General features: G+C 48.0%; 17 protein-coding genes. All 17 read left to right on the top strand.

Translation table 11 applies throughout. The annotated features are described in order from the left end of the window. Position 1: 1 nt before the first annotated feature. The 17 genes from rsmH to F9L33_RS13560 all read left to right on the top strand — a co-directional run bounded on the left by rsmH (position 2) and on the right by F9L33_RS13560 (position 20,421). Complete coding sequence (gene rsmH / locus F9L33_RS13640; protein ID WP_152143354.1) at positions 2-1,012, top strand: 16S rRNA (cytosine(1402)-N(4))-methyltransferase RsmH; 1,011 nt, start codon at positions 2-4, stop codon at positions 1,010-1,012. Then, positions 1,012-1,359: a cell division protein FtsL gene (locus tag F9L33_RS13635; protein WP_152143353.1), complete on the top strand. Its 348-nt coding sequence runs from the start codon at positions 1,012-1,014 to the stop codon at positions 1,357-1,359. The genes rsmH and F9L33_RS13635 overlap by 1 nt, the downstream gene beginning before the upstream one ends. Next, the gene (locus F9L33_RS13630) at positions 1,356-3,143 is read left to right on the top strand and encodes a penicillin-binding protein 2 (RefSeq protein WP_152143352.1); all 1,788 of its coding nucleotides are present in this window, start codon (positions 1,356-1,358) and stop codon (positions 3,141-3,143) included. The genes F9L33_RS13635 and F9L33_RS13630 overlap by 4 nt, the downstream gene beginning before the upstream one ends. A 10-nt stretch (positions 3,144-3,153) precedes the next feature. Next, entirely contained in the window at positions 3,154-4,647 is a 1,494-nt protein-coding gene (locus F9L33_RS13625; RefSeq protein WP_152143351.1) for a UDP-N-acetylmuramoyl-L-alanyl-D-glutamate--2,6-diaminopimelate ligase, read from the top strand. Next, complete coding sequence (murF, locus tag F9L33_RS13620; RefSeq protein ID WP_152143350.1) at positions 4,644-6,029, top strand: UDP-N-acetylmuramoyl-tripeptide--D-alanyl-D-alanine ligase; 1,386 nt, start codon at positions 4,644-4,646, stop codon at positions 6,027-6,029. Before F9L33_RS13625 ends, murF begins: the two co-directional genes overlap by 4 nt. A 27-nt stretch (positions 6,030-6,056) precedes the next feature. After that, positions 6,057-7,142, top strand: coding sequence for a phospho-N-acetylmuramoyl-pentapeptide-transferase (mraY, locus tag F9L33_RS13615; protein WP_152143349.1), 1,086 nt, complete (start codon positions 6,057-6,059; stop codon positions 7,140-7,142). Continuing rightward, positions 7,142-8,548 carry a UDP-N-acetylmuramoyl-L-alanine--D-glutamate ligase gene (gene murD / locus F9L33_RS13610; RefSeq protein WP_152143348.1) on the top strand — a complete coding sequence of 469 codons (1,407 nt, stop codon included), beginning with the start codon at positions 7,142-7,144 and terminating at the stop codon, positions 8,546-8,548. The genes mraY and murD overlap by 1 nt, the downstream gene beginning before the upstream one ends. 120 nt (positions 8,549-8,668) lie before the next feature. Further along, on the top strand, positions 8,669-9,859 hold the full coding sequence (locus F9L33_RS13605; RefSeq protein ID WP_152143347.1) for a putative peptidoglycan glycosyltransferase FtsW: 1,191 nt from the start codon (positions 8,669-8,671) through the stop codon (positions 9,857-9,859). A 120-nt stretch (positions 9,860-9,979) separates the two neighbouring features. Further along, positions 9,980-11,083, top strand: a complete 1,104-nt coding sequence (locus F9L33_RS13600; RefSeq protein WP_152143346.1) for a glycosyltransferase — start codon at positions 9,980-9,982, stop codon at positions 11,081-11,083. Beyond that, complete coding sequence (gene murC, locus F9L33_RS13595) at positions 11,080-12,471, top strand: UDP-N-acetylmuramate--L-alanine ligase (protein WP_152143345.1); 1,392 nt, start codon at positions 11,080-11,082, stop codon at positions 12,469-12,471. The genes F9L33_RS13600 and murC overlap by 4 nt, the downstream gene beginning before the upstream one ends. A 1-nt stretch (position 12,472) precedes the next feature. Beyond that, positions 12,473-13,399 (top strand): UDP-N-acetylmuramate dehydrogenase, encoded by a 927-nt coding sequence (gene murB / locus F9L33_RS13590; protein WP_193222054.1) that lies wholly within the window; start codon positions 12,473-12,475, stop codon positions 13,397-13,399. 57 nt (positions 13,400-13,456) lie between these two features. Further along, entirely contained in the window at positions 13,457-14,368 is a 912-nt protein-coding gene (locus tag F9L33_RS13585; protein ID WP_152143344.1) for a D-alanine--D-alanine ligase, read from the top strand. After that, positions 14,356-15,234: a cell division protein FtsQ/DivIB gene (locus F9L33_RS13580; RefSeq protein ID WP_152143343.1), complete on the top strand. Its 879-nt coding sequence runs from the start codon at positions 14,356-14,358 to the stop codon at positions 15,232-15,234. The genes F9L33_RS13585 and F9L33_RS13580 overlap by 13 nt, the downstream gene beginning before the upstream one ends. A 3-nt stretch (positions 15,235-15,237) precedes the next feature. Then, positions 15,238-16,572, top strand: coding sequence for a cell division protein FtsA (gene ftsA, locus F9L33_RS13575; RefSeq protein ID WP_152143342.1), 1,335 nt, complete (start codon positions 15,238-15,240; stop codon positions 16,570-16,572). A gap of 166 nt (positions 16,573-16,738) precedes the next feature. Beyond that, on the top strand, positions 16,739-18,358 hold the full coding sequence (gene ftsZ, locus F9L33_RS13570; RefSeq protein ID WP_152143341.1) for a cell division protein FtsZ: 1,620 nt from the start codon (positions 16,739-16,741) through the stop codon (positions 18,356-18,358). Positions 18,359-18,513: 155 nt separating this feature from the next. After that, the gene (lpxC, locus tag F9L33_RS13565; protein ID WP_193222065.1) at positions 18,514-19,434 is read left to right on the top strand and encodes a UDP-3-O-acyl-N-acetylglucosamine deacetylase; all 921 of its coding nucleotides are present in this window, start codon (positions 18,514-18,516) and stop codon (positions 19,432-19,434) included. 132 nt (positions 19,435-19,566) lie between these two features. Next, positions 19,567-20,421, top strand: coding sequence for an outer membrane protein assembly factor BamD (locus F9L33_RS13560; RefSeq protein WP_152143340.1), 855 nt, complete (start codon positions 19,567-19,569; stop codon positions 20,419-20,421). Positions 20,422-20,426 lie beyond the last annotated feature (5 nt).

Here is a 20,426-nt window from a genome sequence, read left to right as displayed (position 1 = left end):
GATGGCGCAGGCGCTGGATACATCCCCGTCTTCCCCGCATATTCCTGTTTTACTGGATCCTATTCTAGAGGCTGTTTCCCCTGTGCAGGGTCGATGGCTGGATGGTACTTTTGGTGCTGGTGGTTATACACGTGCATTTTTGGATGCAGGGGCGGCAACAGTTTATGCGATTGATCGTGATCCAGAGGTGTTTGAAAGGGCTAAAGTATGGTCTGGCGATTATGGCGATCGTTTGGTTTTGATTTCTGGCACTTTTGGTAATTTGGATAAATTGGCTGATGAGGCTGGTGCCACGCCTTTGGATGGTGTGGTCTTGGATATAGGCGTGTCCTCGATGCAGTTGGACCAAGCTGAACGTGGGTTTTCATTTATCCAAGATGGGCCACTGGATATGCGGATGTCCCAAGATGGAATGACAGCAGCGGATATTGTAAATGCGGCAGATGAAGCGGTATTGGCGGATATCCTTTATTTATATGGTGAAGAGCGGGCGTCACGCCGTATTGCGCGACGTATTGTTGAGGCACGTAAGACGACAGAATTTACAACGACAAAGCAATTGGCAGACGTGGTTGAAGGGGCTTTGCCACGTTCTAAACCAGGTCAAGCGCATCCGGCGACGCGGTCTTTTCAGGCGTTACGTATTGCCGTGAATGATGAGTTGGGTGAGTTGGTGCGCGGACTTGTGGCCGCTGAGGCTGCTTTAGGTGAGGGTGGTTTATTGGCTGTGGTCACGTTCCATTCTTTGGAAGATCGCATTGTGAAGCGGTTTATTCAGGCACGCAGTGAACAGGCGCGTACGAACCGTTATGCGCCTGAGGCGAAAGCCACTGAATCGCAATTTGAAAAAGTTTCACGCCGCGCCATTGGACCAAGTGATGAAGAATTAGAGCAAAACCCACGTTCACGATCTGCAAAACTGCGTGTGGCGCGGCGCACGGCTGCTCCTGCGGGGGATGTGGATGCGAAATCTATTGGACTTCCTATGTTTGATTTAACGAGGCTAAATTAATGCGTACTCTGTTTTATATTGTGTGTTCAGCTTTCATCATCGGATTGGCCTATTGGGCCTATAAAGAGAATTATAAAACGCAAACGGCTTTGCGTGAAGTCAAGGAGTTGCAGCAACAGATTGCAAAACAAAAAGAAGCGATTGCTGTATTGAATGCAGAATGGGCGTATCTGAACCGTCCTGATCGTTTGCGCGATTTGGTTGATTTGAATTTTGAAGCTTTGCGTTTGATCCCACTTTTGCCAAGCCATTTTGGCGATAGTGAAATGGTTGGGTACCCTGTGCATAAACAATTGCAAGTGACTGAAACTATATCCATTCAATCTCAACAGGAGAGTGCACAATGATCCGTACACCCCTTCGTCCTTTGGCCCGTGTGATCAGTGCACGTGAAAACGGTGAAAACCCTGATGTGATCGAAGCAGAGGAGCGTGTGAAACGTAATCAGGTTATAAACCAGAAAATCCGCAAACGTGCTGAGCATCGTTTGACGATGTTGGGTTTGGCATTTTTCATTGGGTTTGGGGCCATTGCAGGCAAGATGGGCATGTTGGCTGTAAGCGAACCGATGGAGCCGCGATTGGCAGTGGCAAATACGGGTATTCATTCTCAACGTGCTGATATTGTTGATAGAAATGGTTCTGTTTTGGCAACAAACCTTGTGACAACATCACTTTATGCACAACCGCATATGATGATTGAGCCTGTTAAAGCGGCTGATAAGTTGGCTAAGATTTTCCCTGATATTAATCATGATAAACTGCTTAAACAATTCACGGGTAAGCGGAAATTCGTTTGGGTGCGTAAAAAAGTAAGTCCTGAGCAGAAGCAACTGGTGCATGATATTGGCGAACCAGGATTGTTGTTTGGCCCGCGTGAGATGCGCTTGTATCCGAATGGCAAATTAGCGGCCCATATCTTAGGTGGTGCTGGTTTCGGTAAAGAGGATGTACGTGCCGCTGAATTGATCGGTGTGGCGGGTGTTGAGAAGTTCTTTGATGAACGTATGCGCGACCCTGCACAAGTGGATACGCCTTTGAAGCTGTCGATTGACCTGACAGCCCAAGCAACCATGCGCCGTGTCGTTGAAGGTGGTATGAAGATTATGAATGCCAAAGGTGCTGCAGCCGTATTGATGGATGTGCATACGGGCGAGATTGTGTCGATGGTGTCTTTGCCAGACTTTGATCCGAATGATCGCCCGGCACCTTTGTTAGAAGGTGACCCATCTGACAGCCCTTTGTTTAATCGTGCTGCCCAAGGTGTGTATGAACTTGGTTCTACATTTAAGTTGTTTGCGGCGGCAGTATCTTTAGACAATAACCTGGCTAACGAAGATACTATGATTAACACTAAAGGCCCTATTCGTTGGGGTAAGTTCAAAATCCGTGATTTCCACAACTATGGTAATCAATTGAGCGTGAAGGATGTGATCGTGAAGTCATCCAACATCGGCACTGCGCGTATGGCACAAGCGGCTGGTACGAATGCTCAGAAGAAAATTTTGGATGATCTTGGGTTCTTTGCTCCTGTGCCAGTAGAGATCAGTGAAGCCAAACGCACGAAGCCTTTGTTGCCTGCTAAGTGGTCTGATTTGTCCACTATGACGATTTCATATGGTCACGGCATTGCTGCAACGCCTCTACATTTGGCAACGGCCTATGCCACGCTTGCGAATGGTGGGTATAAGGTAAAGCCGACTTTATTGAAGTCAGATGTGTCAACTTTGCATGGAGATCAGGTTCTTAAGAAAACCACGTCTGACAGTTTGATGCGCATGTTGCGCGCTGTTGTGACGGAAGGCACCGCAAGTTTTGGTGAAGTGGATGGATATCACGTGGGTGGTAAAACAGGATCTGCGGATAAACCAAAGCCAAATGGTGGTTACTATGATGATAAGGTGATTGCGACCTTTGCATCAGCTTTCCCAACGCATGATCCGAAATATGTTTTGGTTTTAACTTTGGATGAACCCTCGATTGAGGCTGCGGGCGAAGAGCGCCGCACAGCAGGTTGGACAGCCGTTCCCGTAGCGGCAGAGTTGATTACGCGTGTAGCCCCTGTTTTGAATATGCGACCAGAGCTTGCAGGTAGTGGTCAAGTTGAATACACGCAGGCAAAACACCAATAAGGATAGCCTTATGCCGCAAGATAATTCGCTAACAAAGACGCTTTCAGAGCTTGGTCTTGGATCATCGCAGGATGTTGGCGATGTGGCGATTTCTGGGATTTGCGTGGACAGTCGCAACACCAAAGTGGGCGATCTGTTTGCGGCGATGCCAGGGGCGACTGTGCACGGCGGAGAGTTTATTCAATACGCAGTGCGTATGGGGGCGGCAGCGGTTTTAACAGATTCTGAAGGTTTAGAAATTGCAAAAAGCGATATGGGGGATTTGATGATCCCGTTTATTGTTGCGGATGATCCACGTTTGGTGTTGTCAAAAGCCGCGGCGCGGTTTTATGGGGTGCAACCTGCGACGATGACGGCTGTGACGGGGACCAATGGTAAGACATCGGTTGCGAATTTTATCCGTCAGATATGGGAGTTGCTTGGTAAAGAAGCGGTAAACTTTGGCACGGCTGGGGTTGAGGGCGCTTATACGCAAAGTCTGAACCATACGACACCAGAACCGATTACATTACATCGTTTGTTGGCGAAGCTGAAAAATAGTGGCATTACGCATGCCGCAATGGAAGCATCCAGTCATGGATTAGAACAACGCCGTTTGGATGGCGTGTATTTGACAGTTGGTGGGTTTACGAATTTTACCCAAGATCATTTGGATTATCATAAGACGTTTGAAGAGTATTTTGCAGCTAAGGCTGGTTTGTTCTCACGTGTATTACCACCAGAAGGGTCAGCAGTGATCAACACGCTTGATCCGAAAGGGGCTGAGTTGGTGGAGATTGCGCAATCGCGTGGGCAAGACGTTATCACGATTGGTCATGATGATGCGGATATTCAAATCCTGAACACGCGCTGCGATGGAACTGGCCAAGATGTGCGATTTTCTTGGCGCGGTGATATTCACACAGTGCGTTTATCATTGATCGGTGCCTTTCAGGCAGAGAATGTTTTGCTTGCCGCTGGTATGGTGATTGCTGCTGGTGCGCAACCTGCTGAAGTGTTTGGAACGCTGCCGAACTTGCAAACTGTTTCGGGTCGTATGCAGTTGGCTGCGACGCGTAATAATGGGGCGAATGTCTTTGTGGATTATGCCCATACGCCTGATGCACTGGAGACGGCGTTGAAAGCTTTACGCCCGCATGTGTTGGGACGGATCATTGTAGTGTTTGGCGCTGGTGGTGATCGTGATAAGGGCAAACGTCCGTTGATGGGCAAAGCTGCCTTGGATCATGCGGATGTACTCTATGTGACGGATGATAACCCACGCTCTGAGGAGCCAGAGGATATCCGTGCGGATATTATGGTGACCTGTCCGAACGCACATGAAATCGGCGATCGCGCCGCTGCGATTTTGGCAGGTGTTGATGCATTGCAAACTGGGGATGCTTTGTTGATTGCAGGTAAGGGGCATGAAACGGGACAAACGATCAAGGATCGGATTTTGCCGTTTAACGATGTGGAACAGGCCAGCATGTCTGTATCTGCTTTGGATGGAATGGGCGCATGAGTGCACTTTGGACATGGGATGAAGCTACCGCTGCAACTGGTGGCATGTGCACGACCTATTGGTCAGCGACAGGTGTATCGATTGACACGCGGACGTTGGAAAAGGGTGATTTGTTCGTAGCGCTAGCAGATGTGCGTGATGGGCATGATTTTGTCTCACAAGCTTTGGAAAAAGGGGCGGCAGCTGCTTTGGTTACGCATGTACCAGAGGGTGTTTCTGTAGAGGCACCTTTGTTGATGGTACCCGATGTTTTGAAAGCGCTTGAAGATTTGGGGCGTTATGCGCGCAAACGTATCGATGGCAAAGTTATTGGTGTGACGGGGTCTGTTGGAAAGACTGGCACCAAAGAGATGTTGCGTACGGCTTTAACAGGGCAAGGTAATGTTCATGCGGCAGAAAAAAGTTACAACAATCATTGGGGTGTACCGCTGACATTGGCGCGGATGCCGCGTGATACGGATTTTGCGGTGATTGAAATTGGGATGAACCATCCTGGTGAGATCACACCGCTTTCACAAATGGCTGATTTGGATGTGGCTTTGATCACAACGGTTGCCGCTGTGCATTTGGCATCGTTTTCTGGAGTTGAAGAAATTGCCCATGCCAAAGCAGAGATTTTTGATGGGCTTAAGGGAAATGGTACAGCGATTTTGAATGCTGATATCGAAACTTTGCCAATTTTGTTGAATGCTGCAAAAAAAGTGACATCGAGTATTATGAAATTTGGCGCAACGGATGGCGCTGACTTTAAGATGACTGGAGCTTATGTTTCTGACACTTCAACCAAGGTCATTTTTGATTTGTTGGGTCAGAAGATTGAGTACACTCTTGCGGCACCTGGTGTCCATTTGGCAATGAATTCATTGGCAGTTTTGGCGGCTTGTGATGCTGTGCTTGATGATTTGAATGACAGTATAAAAAATCTGTCTCAGTGGACGCCACCGTCTGGTCGCGGGGCACGTGAGCAGATTAAGATGGCTGATGGCGGGCAGATTGAATTGGTTGATGAGAGTTATAATGCCAATCCGACCTCTATGGCGGCAACTTTAGATGTTTTAAGCCACTCAGAGGCCAAGGGGCGCAAGATTGCGATTGTTGGGGATATGTTGGAATTGGGTCCGACAGAAATAGAGTTACACCGCGGTATCGCACAACTTGATGCCGTGGAGCGGGTTGATCAGTTCCATGCGGTGGGACCGATGATGAAGTCTTTTTTCGAAGATTTGCCAGCAGAGAAACGTGGCGTTTGGGTTGCGGGTTCGGATGAATTGGCCGCAGAGATCGCAAACCTGTTAGAGACTGGTGACACTGTGATGGTTAAGGGATCATTAGGAACCAAGCTTGCAAAGGTTGTAGACGCGATACGTAAAATCGGTGCATAAAGCGCGAAATTCAAGGGAAGCTAAAGCATGTTGTATTTTTTAAGCGAATTGTCAGATGGCGGTGATGCGTTCAATTTGTTCCGCTATATTACCTTTCGCGCAGGTGGTGCATTCTTTACTGCTTTGATCCTGAGCTTTATTTTTGGTCAACCGCTTATCAATTGGTTGAAGAAGAAACAAAAAAAAGGCCAACCTATCCGTGATGATGGGCCTGAGGGACATATCATTGCAAAGGCTGGCACGCCAACTATGGGCGGTGTTTTGATCCTTGGAACGTTGTTGATTTCCACACTTTTATGGGCGCGTAGTGACAATGCTTATGTCTGGATTGTGCTTTTGGTGACTGGTGGTTTTGGTCTTATTGGGTTTGTGGATGATTACTTAAAGGTGTCAAAGCAAACGGTTGCAGGGTTTTCGTCCAAGGCACGTTTGTTGATTGGTTTTGCGATTGCTTTGGTGGCTTCACTGGTTGCCAGTAATGCGCATCCACCTGAGTTATCATCGCAATTGGCTATGCCGTTTTTGAAAGATACCCTTATTTATCTTGGATTCTTGTACATTCCTTTCGCGATGTTTGTGATTGTTGGCGCGGCCAATTCCGTTAATTTGACAGATGGTTTAGATGGTTTGGCGATCATGCCTGTGATGATTGCGGCTGGTGCGCTGGGTGTGATTGCTTATGCTGTTGGGCGTGTGGATTTTACCGAATATCTAGATGTACACTATGTGCCGGGGACTGGTGAACTACTGGTGTTTACAGCGGCTTTAATTGGCGGCGGTTTGGGGTTCCTTTGGTATAATGCGCCTCCTGCGGCTGTGTTTATGGGTGACACAGGTTCGCTTGCTTTAGGTGGTGCGCTGGGTGCGATTGCGGTTTGTACAAAGCACGAGATCGTTTTGGGAATTGTCGGTGGCTTGTTTGTGGTCGAAGCTTTGTCTGTGATCATTCAGGTTTTATATTACAAACGGACTGGCAAACGCGTGTTCCTAATGGCGCCTATTCATCATCATTTTGAGAAAAAAGGATGGGCTGAATCCACTATTGTGATCCGTTTCTGGATCATTTCTTTGATCCTTGCCCTGATTGGCCTTGCCACGTTGAAAGTACGTTAATGATCCCTGTTCGCGGATATAATAAGCATAAGGTTGCTGTTCTTGGGCTGGGTCGCTCTGGCTTGTCTGCGGCGATTGCTTTGCGTGCTGGTGGGGCAATTCCTATTTGTTGGGATGATAATGAGGCCGCACGTGATAAGGCAGAGGCCGAAGGGTTGATTGTTGCGGATCTGAATAAAGATCGGTCATGGGAAGACGTGATTTCTTTGATCGTGTCACCTGGTATTCCGCATTTGTATCCTGAACCGAATAAGATCGTGCAAAAGGCATGGGAGCATGGTGTTGTCGTCGACAATGACATTGGTTTGTTTTTCCGCTCTTATGCTACACGTGATTGGGACCGCTTTGATGTGATGCCTAAGGTGGTTTGTGTGACAGGATCGAACGGGAAATCTACGACAACGGCTTTGATCGCCCATGTGCTAAAAGAAGCTGGGCGTAAGGTTCAGGTTGGTGGTAATATCGGTCGCGGCGTTTTGGATTTGGAACCTGCGCAAGACGGTGAAATTGTTGTTTTGGAACTGTCATCCTATCAAACAGATTTAGCGCGTGCTTTGGCGCCCGATATTGCGGTGTTTATGAACCTGTCCTCTGATCATTTAGATCGCCATGGTGGCATGGGCGGATATTTTGCAGCCAAACGGCGTTTGTTTGTGGAAGGTGGCCCTGAAAAATCCATCATCGGTGTAGATGAGTTTGAAGGGTGTTATTTAGCGAATGAATTACGCCAAGAAAGCCCAAGCGGTGATCCAGTAATTGCGATATCCTCTGGGCGCAAGTTGCAGGGCGACGGTTGGTCTGTTTTTGCGCGCAAAGGTTTTTTGGCAGAGTGGCGTAAGGGGCGTCAGGTTGGATCGATTGATCTGCGTGACATCAAAGGTTTGCCAGGGGCGCACAATCACCAGAATGCTTGTGCTGCTTATGCTGTGTGCCGGTCTTTGGCGATGGCACCAAAGGTGGTGGAGACTGGATTGCAATCCTATCCTGGATTGCCGCATCGGTGCCAGATTGTTGGTGAGAAAGATGGTGTGACATTTGTGAATGACAGTAAGGCCACCAATGCAGATGCTGCGGAAAAGGCTTTATTGGCGTTTAAGAATATCCACTGGATTGTGGGTGGTGAACCCAAAATAGGTGGTATTGCCAGCCTTGCGCCTTTGTTTGAACGTGTAAAAACGGCCTACCTGGTGGGTGAATCCGCGGATCAGTTTGCGGATCAGTTGGGTGATACGGTTGCTGAAAAGTCTGGCACGATTGAGGCGGCTGTCAAAGCAGCTGTTCAAAATGCTAAAGCGGGTGATGTTGTGCTGTTAGCACCAGCATGTGCCAGTTTTGATCAGTTTGGCAGCTTTGAAGAACGCGGAGATGCTTTCGTCAGTGCGGTTAACGATTTCATCGACAGCTAATTTCCGCCACATAAAAGCAAAACACTAGCCAAATGCCAAAATATATGGCACTTATGTCTGCAATGACGGTCCGCAAAATGAGGCCGCATGTATATGGCATAAAGACGGCGAGCAGGCACAATGACAGAAATGGCTTTTGGTCGGGTTGTACAGCAACCTATTGATCCAATTTTACCGCGTTGGTGGCGCACGGTTGATCGTGTATCCTTATCCTGCATTTTAGGGTTGTTTTTGGTCGGTATCCTATTGGGATTAGCGGCCTCTGTTCCTTTGGCAGAACGCAATGGACTGCCGCAGTTTTACTATGTTTATAAGCAGCTTTTCTTTGGCACTGTGGCACTTGGTGCGATGGCGCTGACATCTATGATGACGCCAACGATGGTGCGTCGTTTGGGTGTGTTTGGCTTTGCCTGTTGTTTTGCAGCATTGATGTTGTTGCCGTTCTTTGGAACAGATTTTGGTAAAGGTGCAACGCGGTGGTTCTCGCTTGGGTTTACGTCTGTACAACCTTCTGAGTTCTTAAAACCTTGTTTTGTGGTATTTTCCGCATGGATGATGGCATCGGCGTTTCAAGTTGGTGGGCCTCCTGGGAAACGTATTTCATTTGTCATTACTGTTGCTGTGGCATTCCTATTGGCGATGCAACCTGATTTTGGGCAAGCTGCATTGATTGTTGCCTCTTGGGGCATCATGTATTTCATCGCAGGTGCACCGATATTATTATTGGTTGTTATGGCGGCGGGTGTCGTTGGTGTCGGCCTGTTTTCCTACAATAACTCAGAACACTTTGCGCGACGGATTGATGGGTTTTTGAACCCTGATTTGGATCCACGTACGCAGCTTGGATATGCAACAAATGCGATCCAAGAAGGGGGCTTCTTTGGTGTCGGTGTAGGCGAAGGCCAAGTGAAATGGTCGCTGCCTGATGCACATACAGATTTCATTATTGCCGTGGCGGCTGAGGAATATGGATTGTTCCTTGTGCTGGTTATCATTGCTTTGTTTGGCTTTATTACTGTGCGCTCGTTGTTCCGTTTGGTTAAAGAACGCGACCCGTTCATTCGTTTAGCAGGGACTGGCATTGCGGTGCTGTTTGGTCTGCAATCTATGATCAATATGGGTGTGGCTGTGCGCCTATTACCTGCCAAAGGTATGACGTTGCCGTTTGTCAGTTACGGTGGTTCATCATTGGTGGCGGCTGGGATCGCGTTGGGGATGTTGCTGGCGTTTACGCGCACACGTGCCCAAGGGGATATGAGTGATCTGTTAGGTCAGGGAAAGCAAAGCCCAAGGATTGTGCGCCGTGGTTGATATAGAGATTATTTTGATGATGGCTGCCGTTTCGGGTGTTTTGATTGGATCGATGGCAGGGGCGTATTTAGCTTATCGTAATGCCATTAAATAAAACCATTGTTTTAAGAGGTAAAGAGTATGAATGATGGACCGCTTCTGGTCATAGCTGCTGGTGGTACGGGGGGGCATATGTTCCCAGCCCAAGCATTGGCAGAGGAAATGTTGCGCCGTGGATGGCGGGTGAAATTGTCCACTGATCCGCGCGGTGCGCGATATACAGGTGGTTTTCCTCATACTGTTGAAATTGAAGTTGTTAAGTCTGGTACGTTTGCGCGTGGTGGATTGGCTGCAAAGCTGCGCGTTCCATTTAGCATTTTAAAGGGCGCGGTTTCTGCGTGGTTTAGTATGCGCCGCGATCGCCCAGCTGTTGTTGCTGGGTTTGGGGGATATCCTGCTATTCCTGCGATGTTGGCGGGTGGTTGGTTGAAATTACCGCGCATGATCCATGAACAAAACGGTGTTTTGGGGCGTGTGAACAAGAAATTTGCGCCAAAGATGGACGCTGTGGCTTGTGGAACTTGGCCGACTGCAATGCCTGAGGGTGTTCAGGGAATTCATACGGGTAACCCTGTGCGTCTGAGTGTCATGGAAAAACACAGTGCCGCTTATATAACGCCAGGTGATTGGCCGATGAGTATTTTGGCAATTGGTGGATCACAAGGGGCAAAGATTTTATCGGATATGATGCCACAAGCAGCGGCTTTGCTGCCTGATAATATTAAAGCGCAAGTGCGGGTTTTTCAGCAAGCACGCGAGGATGATACGGTTGCTTGCGAAGAAGCTTATGCACAGGCAGGTGTACATGCAGAAGTGTCGCCGTTTTTTCGTGATGTGCCACGATTGATGTCAGAGGCGCAGTTGGTTGTATCGCGCTCTGGTGCATCGTCGGTTGCGGATATTGCAACGATTGGACGGCCTTCGATTTTGGTGCCTTTGGCGATTGCGATGGATGACCATCAAAATGCGAATGCACGAGGGTTGGCATCGGCTGGAGGGGCAATTGTGATCCCTGAAAGCGAGTTGACACCGCAGAGTTTGGCGAAATGTATCGAAACCGTGCTAAGTGACGCAGAGGGAGCGGAGCAAATGGCGCACGCGGCATTGACGCAGGCAAAACCAGATGCAACAGAGCAGCTGGCGAATATGGTCGAAGAATTGGCGGCAAAGGGGCGTGTCCAATGAATGCAGCAACGAAATTACCAACACAATTAGGGGCAATCCATTTCGTAGGGATTGGTGGTATTGGAATGTCGGGCATAGCCGAAGTTCTGTTGAACCATGGCTATACGGTCCAAGGCTCTGATTTACGCCCCAGTAAGATCACAGATCGTTTGGTCGAAATGGGGGCAAAGATTTCGTTCCCGCAAATGGCTGAGAATTTGGAAGATGCCGAAGTGGTTGTGATCTCTTCCGCGATTAAACCTGGAAACCCTGAGTTGGACAGTGCGCGTGCGCGTGGACTGCCCGTTGTGCGTCGTGCTGAAATGTTGGCAGAATTGATGCGTTTGAAGTCAAATGTGGCGATTGCGGGGACGCATGGTAAGACGACAACGACGACGATGGTCGCTACTTTGTTGGATGCAGGTGGTATTGATCCAACGGTGATCAATGGCGGTATTATTCATGCTTACGGTTCAAACGCGCGTATGGGCGATGGCGAATGGATGGTTGTGGAAGCGGACGAAAGTGATGGTACTTTCAACAAGCTTCCAGCAACTGTGGCTGTGGTAACGAATATTGATCCAGAACATATGGAGCATTACGGCACGTTCGATAATCTGCGCGATGCGTTTTATACGTTTGTGTCGAACATCCCATTCTATGGTGTTGCGATTTGTAATACGGATCATAAAGAGGTTCAGGCGCTAGTTGGCCGTATCAACGATCGCCGTGTAATTACGTATGGTTTCAATAAACAAGCGGATGTTCGGGCAGATAACCTGCGTTATGAAAACGGTGCTGCGTTTTTTGACATTGTTTTGCAGGCTGAAGATATGCGTATTGATGGTGTGACTTTGCCGATGCCAGGTGACCATAATGTATCAAACGCTTTGGCGGCTATTGCTGTATCGCGTTACCTTGGTTTGAAACGCGAAGAAATTGCAGGGGCTTTGGAAAGTTTCAAAGGTGTGAATCGCCGCTTTACCCGTGTTGGTGAAATGAACGGCGTAACTGTGATTGACGATTACGCGCATCACCCTGTTGAGATTAAAGCTGTGTTAAGTGCCGCGAAACAAGCGACCTCTGGTCGTGTTATTGCCGTGCACCAGCCGCACCGTTATTCGCGTTTACATGATCTGTTTGATGATTTTTGCGGTTGTTTCAACGATGCGGACATCGTTGGCATTTCCGATGTTTTTACAGCTGGCGAAGATCATATCGAAGGGGCTGATCGTGATAGTCTGGTGGCTGGGCTTGTTTCGGCTGGACATAAGGCAGCGCATGGGATTTCGGATGAGGCGTCTTTTGTAGAGTTTGTAAAAGAGCAAACGCAAAAGGGTGATCTGTTGGTGTGTTTGGGTGCTGGTACGATCAGTGCTTGGGCTAATAATCTGCCAGTGGACAAATAATATGATCGAAGGTTTGCCAGAGGTTCGGGGAACATATACTGCTGATCGCCCTTTGGCTGATTTGTCATGGCTGAAAGTTGGTGGGCCTGCTGAAGTGTTGTTTCAACCAGCTGATTTGGATGATCTGCAAAGCTTTTTAAGACGTCTGCCAAATGAGATTGATATTTTCCCAATTGGCGTCTGTTCCAATTTGATTATCCGTGATGGTGGCATCAAAGGTGTTGTGATCCGTATGGGGCGTGGTTTTAACGGGATTGAAATCCTTGAAGGCAACCGTGTTCGCGCTGGTGTTGCGGCGTTAGATGCGCATGTTGCGCGCAAAGCGGCACAGGCTGGAATTGATTTGGCGTTTTTGCGGACCATTCCAGGAGCCATTGGCGGAGCTGCAAAGATGAATGCTGGGTGTTACGGTGTATACACGGCGGATGTGTTTGTTGAAGCGCAAGCACTAACACGTTCAGGTGAGATCGTGACTTTAACGAAAGATGACATGGGTTTTGCTTATCGGTCTACTGATTTGCCTGAAGGTATGGTGATTACTTCGGTTCTATTGGAAGGGCCGAGCGGCGATCCCGAGGCGATTGAGGCGAAAATGGCGGACGCATTGGAAAAACGCGCGCAAACGCAGCCTGTTAAAGAACGCTCTTGTGGTTCAACGTTTCGCAATCCAGCGGGTTTCAGTTCCACTGGAAAAACCGATGATGTCCATGATTTAAAGGCTTGGAAGGTCATTGATGACGCTGGAATGCGCGGTGCTACGGTGGGTGGTGCGCAAATGTCTGAGATGCATTCGAATTTTATGATTAACAAAGGTGGCGCAACTGCCGCAGATTTAGAAAATTTAGGTGAAAAAGTTATAAAAAAGGTTTTCGAAAACTCTGGTATTCAGTTAGAGTGGGAAATCATGAGGGTCGGTAAACCGACCTAAGCGGTAAATAGTCAAACCCTAAGAGCCAGCAAATGGCCGTGGGTGAAAGAGGCGGGTATGTCGAGCAGGGCAATCTCGCGCATTGTGGTCCTGAAGGGTGGTCCATCAGCGGAACGTGAAGTTTCTCTGGTTTCGGGTCGCGAAGTAGCAGCAGCATTGCGCGATGAAGGTTTCGAAGTTGTAGAACTGGACGCAGGTCCAGAGCTGGCTAGCGATTTGATTGCAGCCAAACCCGATGTTGTGTTCAATGCTTTGCATGGTCGCTGGGGCGAAGATGGCTGTGTTCAAGGTCTACTTGAATGGTTGCAAATTCCTTATACGCATTCTGGTGTTATGGCGTCCGCCATGGCTATGGATAAAGAACAAGCCAAGCGCGCTTATGCTGCTGCTGGTTTGCCGATTGCGGAAAGTATGTTGGTATCGTCGGAGGATGTTCAAAAAGATCACCCTATGGCGGCACCTTATGTTGTGAAGCCCTATAATGAAGGGTCTTCTGTCGGTGTTTACATCGTGAACGAGGGTGAAGGCCCTGCACGTATGAATGCAGATATGCCTGATACGGTTATGGTGGAACGGTTTATTCCTGGCCGCGAGTTAACCACGACTGTGATGGGTGATAAGGCATTGGCTGTGACGGATATCTATGCCGACGGATGGTATGATTTTTCTGCGAAATATGAAGAAGGTGGCTCAAAACATATTGTGCCTGCCGATATTCCTGCGGATATTTATGAGGCTTGTTTGGATTATGCAGTTCGTGCCCACAATATTTTGTGTTGCCGTGGTGTATCGCGCACGGATTTCCGTTGGGACGAAAGCAAAGGTTTGGATGGTTTGATCCTGCTCGAAACCAATACCCAACCTGGTATGACACCAACATCATTGTCACCTGAACAAGCTGACCATTGTGGGGTGTCATATGGTAAGTTCGTTCGTTGGATGGTGGAGGATGCATCATGCAACAGATAACACCACCTACACGCCAAGATCCTGCGCCAAGCCGTGTTAAATATAAGTTAGAACGTCTTTGGTTGACACCTGTTTACCGCGCGCTGATCCGTACAGGTTTACCTGTTTTGTTCGTGGGTATCATTGTGGTTAGTTATGTTCGCGACCCTGCAGTACAAGCAAATATGATTACTCATTACAATCATGCGCGCACCGTAATGGAAGAGCGCCCCGAGTTCATGGTTAAGCAAATGCGTATCCAAGGTGTAGGTGAGATCACTGATAGTTTGGTGCGTGCGGCCCTTCCTGTGGAATTCCCCGTGAGTTCTTTCCATTTGGATTTGGAGGCTTTGAAAGCTTCGGTTGAAAGCATTGAAGGCGTCGAAGCCGCTTCAATACTAGTTGGTGCGCAGGGTGTTTTAGAGGTGGGTATTGTTGAACGTGTCCCAGCTTTGATTTGGCGTAATGATGAAGGTTTGGTGTTGTTAGATGCATCGGGCGAAAAGTCTGGACGCCTTGGGTCTCGTCTGGATCGGCCTGAATTACCTCTGGTGACAGGAGTGGGTGTTGAGCAGAGCGTGCCCGAAGCTATGGATATTTTCGCAAAACTTGCACCTGTGGCTGGGCGTGTGCGTGGTTTGATGCGTATTGGCGAGCGTCGTTGGGATGTGGTTTTAGACCGCAATCAAATTTTAAGACTGCCAGAAGATAAACCGCTTGCCGCGCTAGAACGTATATTCGCGCTACATGCAGCCCAAGATATTTTGAACCGCGACGTTGCTGTCGTGGACGTAAGAGATGGCCGAAAGCCTATTTTAAGACTTTCAGCACCCGCATTAGATGGTTTGAAGAAGTTGCGTTTAATCGCAAACGGAGAGGATAGTTAAGTTATGTCATATTTGTACGATACACAGCGTGCGATGCGTCAGAAAAGACGGAGTGCTTTACAGCGCGGTTTGGTTGCTGTTTTGGACGTTGGTACAACGAAAATGGCCTGTATGGTTTTGCAGTTTGATGCGACACAAAATGACGATGTTCGCTTAGGGGTTGGCAACCTTGCCAATCACGGTTCTTTCCGTGTGATTGGTGTAGCAACAACTCGTTCGCGCGGTGTGCGTTTTGGCGAAATTTCTTCGATGGAAGAAACAGAACGTGCAATCCGTACAGTCGTACAAGGAGCCCAGAAAATGGCAAATGTGCGCGTGGATCATGTGATTGCTTGTTTGGCTGGCGCTGAGCCGCGTTCGTATGGTGTGGCTGGCGAAGTTGAATTAGAAAATGGCACTGTTACAGACTATGATATTGGTCGCGTTTTGGCGAACTGTGATATGCCAGATTATGGAGCTGGGCGTGAAACAGTTCATGCTATGCCGGTCAATTTTACACTGGATCACCGCAGTGGTTTGACTGATCCTCGTGGGCAGATCGGCAACCGTTTATCTGTGGACATGCATTTGCTGACTGTGGATACGCAAGCCATTGAAAATCTTCTGAAATGTGTAAAGCGATGTGATATGGAATTGGCCGGTGTTGCCTCTGCCGCTTATACAAGTGCGATGTCAGCATTGGTGGAGGATGAGCAAGAGCTTGGTGCTGCGTGTATCGATATTGGTGGTGGGGCTACCAGCGTTTCTGTCTTCCTTAAAAAGCATATGATTTACGGTGATAATGTTCGTATGGGTGGCGACTTGGTCACGTCCGATATTTCGCAAGGTTTACAGGTGTCATATCAAGCGGCTGAACGGATCAAAACATTGCATGGCGGCGTGATCGCAACCTCTATTGATGATCGCGAGATGATTGAGGTTGGTGGGGATACAGGTGATTTTGATCATGATCGTCGTCGTATTAGCCGCGCAGAATTGATTGGCGTGATGCGCCCACGTTTAGAAGAAATACTGGAAGAAGCACGTATGCGTTTGGATGCGTCTGGATTTGAACATCTGCCTGGTCAACGCATCGTTTTGACAGGTGGCACAAGCCAAGTTCCAGGTTTGGAAGGCCTAGCCAGTAAAATCCTAGGTCAGAATGTGCGCTTGGGTCGACCGATGCGCGTGCAAGGCTTGCCGCAAGCGGCTACAGGGCCAGCGTTTGCATCTACAATTGGTTTGGCAATGCATGCGGCACATCCACAAGATGAATGCTGGGACTTTGATCTACCTGTTGAGCGAATGGGTGGTAAGCCTCTGAAAAAAGCGATGCGCTGGTTTAAAGACAACTGGTAGGTGGTTTTGGTCCATAATTTGGGCCGAATAGTGCTTAAATCACTAGGTTTTGTGGATAAACGCACGATTTTTCGTGACGCGGGCGAATCACTGCGTTACGATACGAATCAGTAATAAGGACCGATATAAATCGGCCGAGCAGGCAACACACAGGCGGATAGTAATTATGACATTGAATCTACGCATGCCAGAAATGGCAGACCTTAAACCTCATATCGCAGTATTTGGTGTGGGCGGTGCTGGCGGTAACGCTGTAAACAACATGATCGAAAAGAACCTTGAAGGTGTCGATTTCGTTGTGGCGAATACTGATGCACAAGCTTTGCAGAATTCTAAAGCGCAAAATGCTATTCAAATCGGCGAAAAAGTAACCGAAGGCTTAGGCGCAGGTGCACGACCATCCGTTGGCGCGGCTTCTGCTGAAGAAAGCATCGAAGCAATCGTTGATCAGCTTGTTGGGTGTCACATGTGTTTTATCACAGCTGGCATGGGCGGCGGTACAGGCACTGGCGCTGCACCGATTATTGCACAAGCAGCACGTGAATTGGGGGTTCTAACGGTTGGTGTCGTCACGAAGCCATTCCAGTTTGAGGGCAACAAACGTATGCGCCAAGCCGAAGAAGGCGTTGAGGCGTTACAAAAAGTTGTGGACACATTGATTGTGATTCCAAACCAGAATCTATTCCGCATTGCCAACGAGAAAACAACATTTACTGAAGCTTTCCAAATGGCGGATGATGTTCTTTATCAAGGTGTTAAGGGTGTAACAGACCTTATGGTACGCCCTGGTATTATCAATCTAGACTTTGCGGATATTCGCGCCGTAATGGACGAGATGGGCAAAGCAATGATGGGCACAGGTGAAAGCACTGGCGAAGATCGTGCGATCCAAGCTGCAGAAAAAGCGATTGCAAACCCATTGCTAGACGAGATTTCGTTGAAAGGTGCACATGGCGTATTGATCAACATCACAGGCGGTCACGATCTGACATTGTTCGAAATGGATGAAGCAGCGAACCGTATCCGTGAAGAAGTTGATGAAAATGCAAACATTATCGTTGGTTCAACACTTGATACTGGCCTTGAAGGTGTGATGCGGGTGTCTGTCGTTGCAACAGGTATCGATGCTGTGACTACAGTTTCTGATATTCCAGTTCCGCGCCGTTCAATGAAAGAGCCCTTAGCGCAAGCGGTTTCTTTCGAACAGCAAGATGAACCTGCAGATGCAGTGCCATCTGTTGAAGAGTTTGTAGAAGAAGTTTCTGCTGAGCCAGTCATGGATATGCCAGCAGTTGAAGAGATTGGTATGCAAGAGCCAGACATGTTTGAAAGTGCGGCTCAATTTGATGAACCAACATTTGCTCAAACTGAAACAGATGATTTACCACCGCCAGCATATCAACCTGCTGCAGAAGAAACTGCTGATGATTTCTTCCAAATGGAAGAAGAAGCCGCTGCATTTGTGGCACCGCAGCCGCAGCCAACAGGCCAACCGAGTTCTGAAACAATGGCACGTTTGCATGCTGCTGCATCAAAAGCACCAACACATGCACCTGCGCCAATGCCTGCACAGGCTGAAGCAACAGCTGAAAAACGTGGTGGCTTTGGTTTGAATAGTCTGATTTCGAAAATGACAGGTCATAGCGATGATACGAATCGCGCTAGAACAGTCGAGCAACCAAACCTTGCCGCTACGGCACCTGATTTGTCTCATGAAGAACCTGCAATGACTGAAGACCAAGAACGTATCGAAATTCCAGCATTCTTGCGCCGACAGGCAAACTAAACCTTTGTAAAATAAAGATAAAAACGCGGGCCAGGTCCCGCGTTTTTTTGTTTCATAACTGTTTCAGTTTTGTTGCAATCCGTCACAAAGCGTGAATTGGGTAATTCGTTAATAATTGCTATCTAATGAGCAACGAAATTATGAATAGGCTCGTCGTGCAGAAAACGCTCGCAAATACAGTGACTATGATAGGCAAAGGTGTCCACTCTGGAAAACCTGCACGCTTGGTGATTCATCCTGCGTCCGCTGAGTATGGTATCTGGTTCCGCCGCGTTGATATCACAGACCGCAATAACCTAATACCCGCTCTATATGACAGCGTGACTGATACGCAGCTTTGTACGAAGCTTACGAATGAAGCTGGCGTTGATATTTCTACAGTAGAGCACTTGATGGCCGCTTTAGCAGGCACAGGCGTTCAAAATGCATTGATCGAGATTGATGGCCCAGAAGTGCCAATTATGGATGGCAGTTCGCTACCATTTGTGCGTTCCATTATGAATGCTGGTGTTCAAGAACTTGATGCGCCAGTTCGTGCGATCCGCGTTTTGAAGGAAGTGTCTATTCAGTTTGGTGAAACAGTTGCAACACTGAAACCGTCAGATACTTTGGAAATTGATTTTTCAATCGATTTTGATGACCAGGCTATTGGTAAACAACAGAAAAACCTTGAAATGGCAAATGGCGCATTTGTTCGTGAATTGAGTAACTGCCGTACATTCTGTCAGCGTAAAGATGTTGATGCACTACATGCTGTTGGCCTTGGCCAAGGTGGTGGTCTAGACAATGCGATCATCGTTGATGGTGGTTCTGTTTTGAACCCAGAAGGCTTTCGCCATGATGATGAATGCGTTCGCCACAAAATGCTAGATGCATTGGGTGACCTTGCTTTGGCTGGTGCGCCCATTCTGGGTAAATATATTGGTGTTCGTTCTGGCCACCGAGCAACCAACCTATTGCTACGCGAATTGTTTTCTACAGTCGGTGCTTGGGAAATGGTTGTCTGTGATGATGCGCAAACAGAAATGTTACCTGGGGCGCACATAGAAAACGCAGACATGCGTTTAAGCGCTTAATAACCCTCTGATAAGAAACATGATTTTTTAACTTTTGAGCCACAAAGATGTGACTAAAAGAAAAACGAAATTGTGCTGGCAGGCTGGGAAACAGTGTTATATGTTCCCTGTAATATCTTTGGGTGTAAATGAATGAACTTCTTAGGAAAAAAAGCCTCACTTGCGATGGCATTAGCCGGAACTCTTGTGATCGCTGGCTGTGGTAGTAAAACAGATGAAGCCGAAGAGGTCTCATTGGAGGGGAAATCCCCAGAAGCGATTTTCCAATCTGCGGAAGCTTTATTAACTAAAAATGCTGAATCAAAGGCGGCGAAGCGTTTTTCAGAGGTGGAGCGCCTATACCCATATTCAGAATTGGCTAAGCGCTCGATCATTATGTCTGCTTTTGCGTACCATGAAGCAGAAGACTATGAGCAGAGCCGTTCTGCCGCGCAACGCTATCTTGATTTTTATCCAGCCGATGAAGACGCTGCATATGCTCAGTATCTGATTGCTTTGAGTTATTATGACCAGATTGATAATGTAAGTCGTGACCAAGGCGTAACGTTCCAAGCACTGCAAGCTTTGCGAACTACAGTTGAGCGTTACCCTGAGAGTGAATTTGCATCGTCGTCTTTGTTAAAGTTTGATCTTGCCTTGGATCACCTTGCTGGCAAGGAAATGGAAATTGGGCGCTACTATCTAAAACGCGGCCATTATGCAGCAGCTATCAATCGTTTCCGTATTGTTGTTGAAGATTTCCAAACAACCACACACACACCTGAAGCGCTCCATAGGTTGGTTGAATCTTACCTATCTTTGGGCATTGATGGTGATGCACAAACTGCTGGTGCAATTCTTGGGCATAACTTCCAAGGTACAGAATGGTACAATGACAGTTTTGCACTTTTGACTAAGCAAGGTATTGATACATCTAAAGAAAATAAGAAAAGCTCTAGATGGTTGCGCGTGATTTGGCGCCAAGCGGTCAAGGGTGAGTGGTTGTAAACCAC

Origin of the sequence: Amylibacter sp. SFDW26 (assembly GCF_009184395.1) — a bacterium.
GTDB lineage: Bacteria > Pseudomonadota > Alphaproteobacteria > Rhodobacterales > Rhodobacteraceae > Amylibacter.
This window is presented reverse-complemented; position numbering and strand designations above follow the sequence as displayed.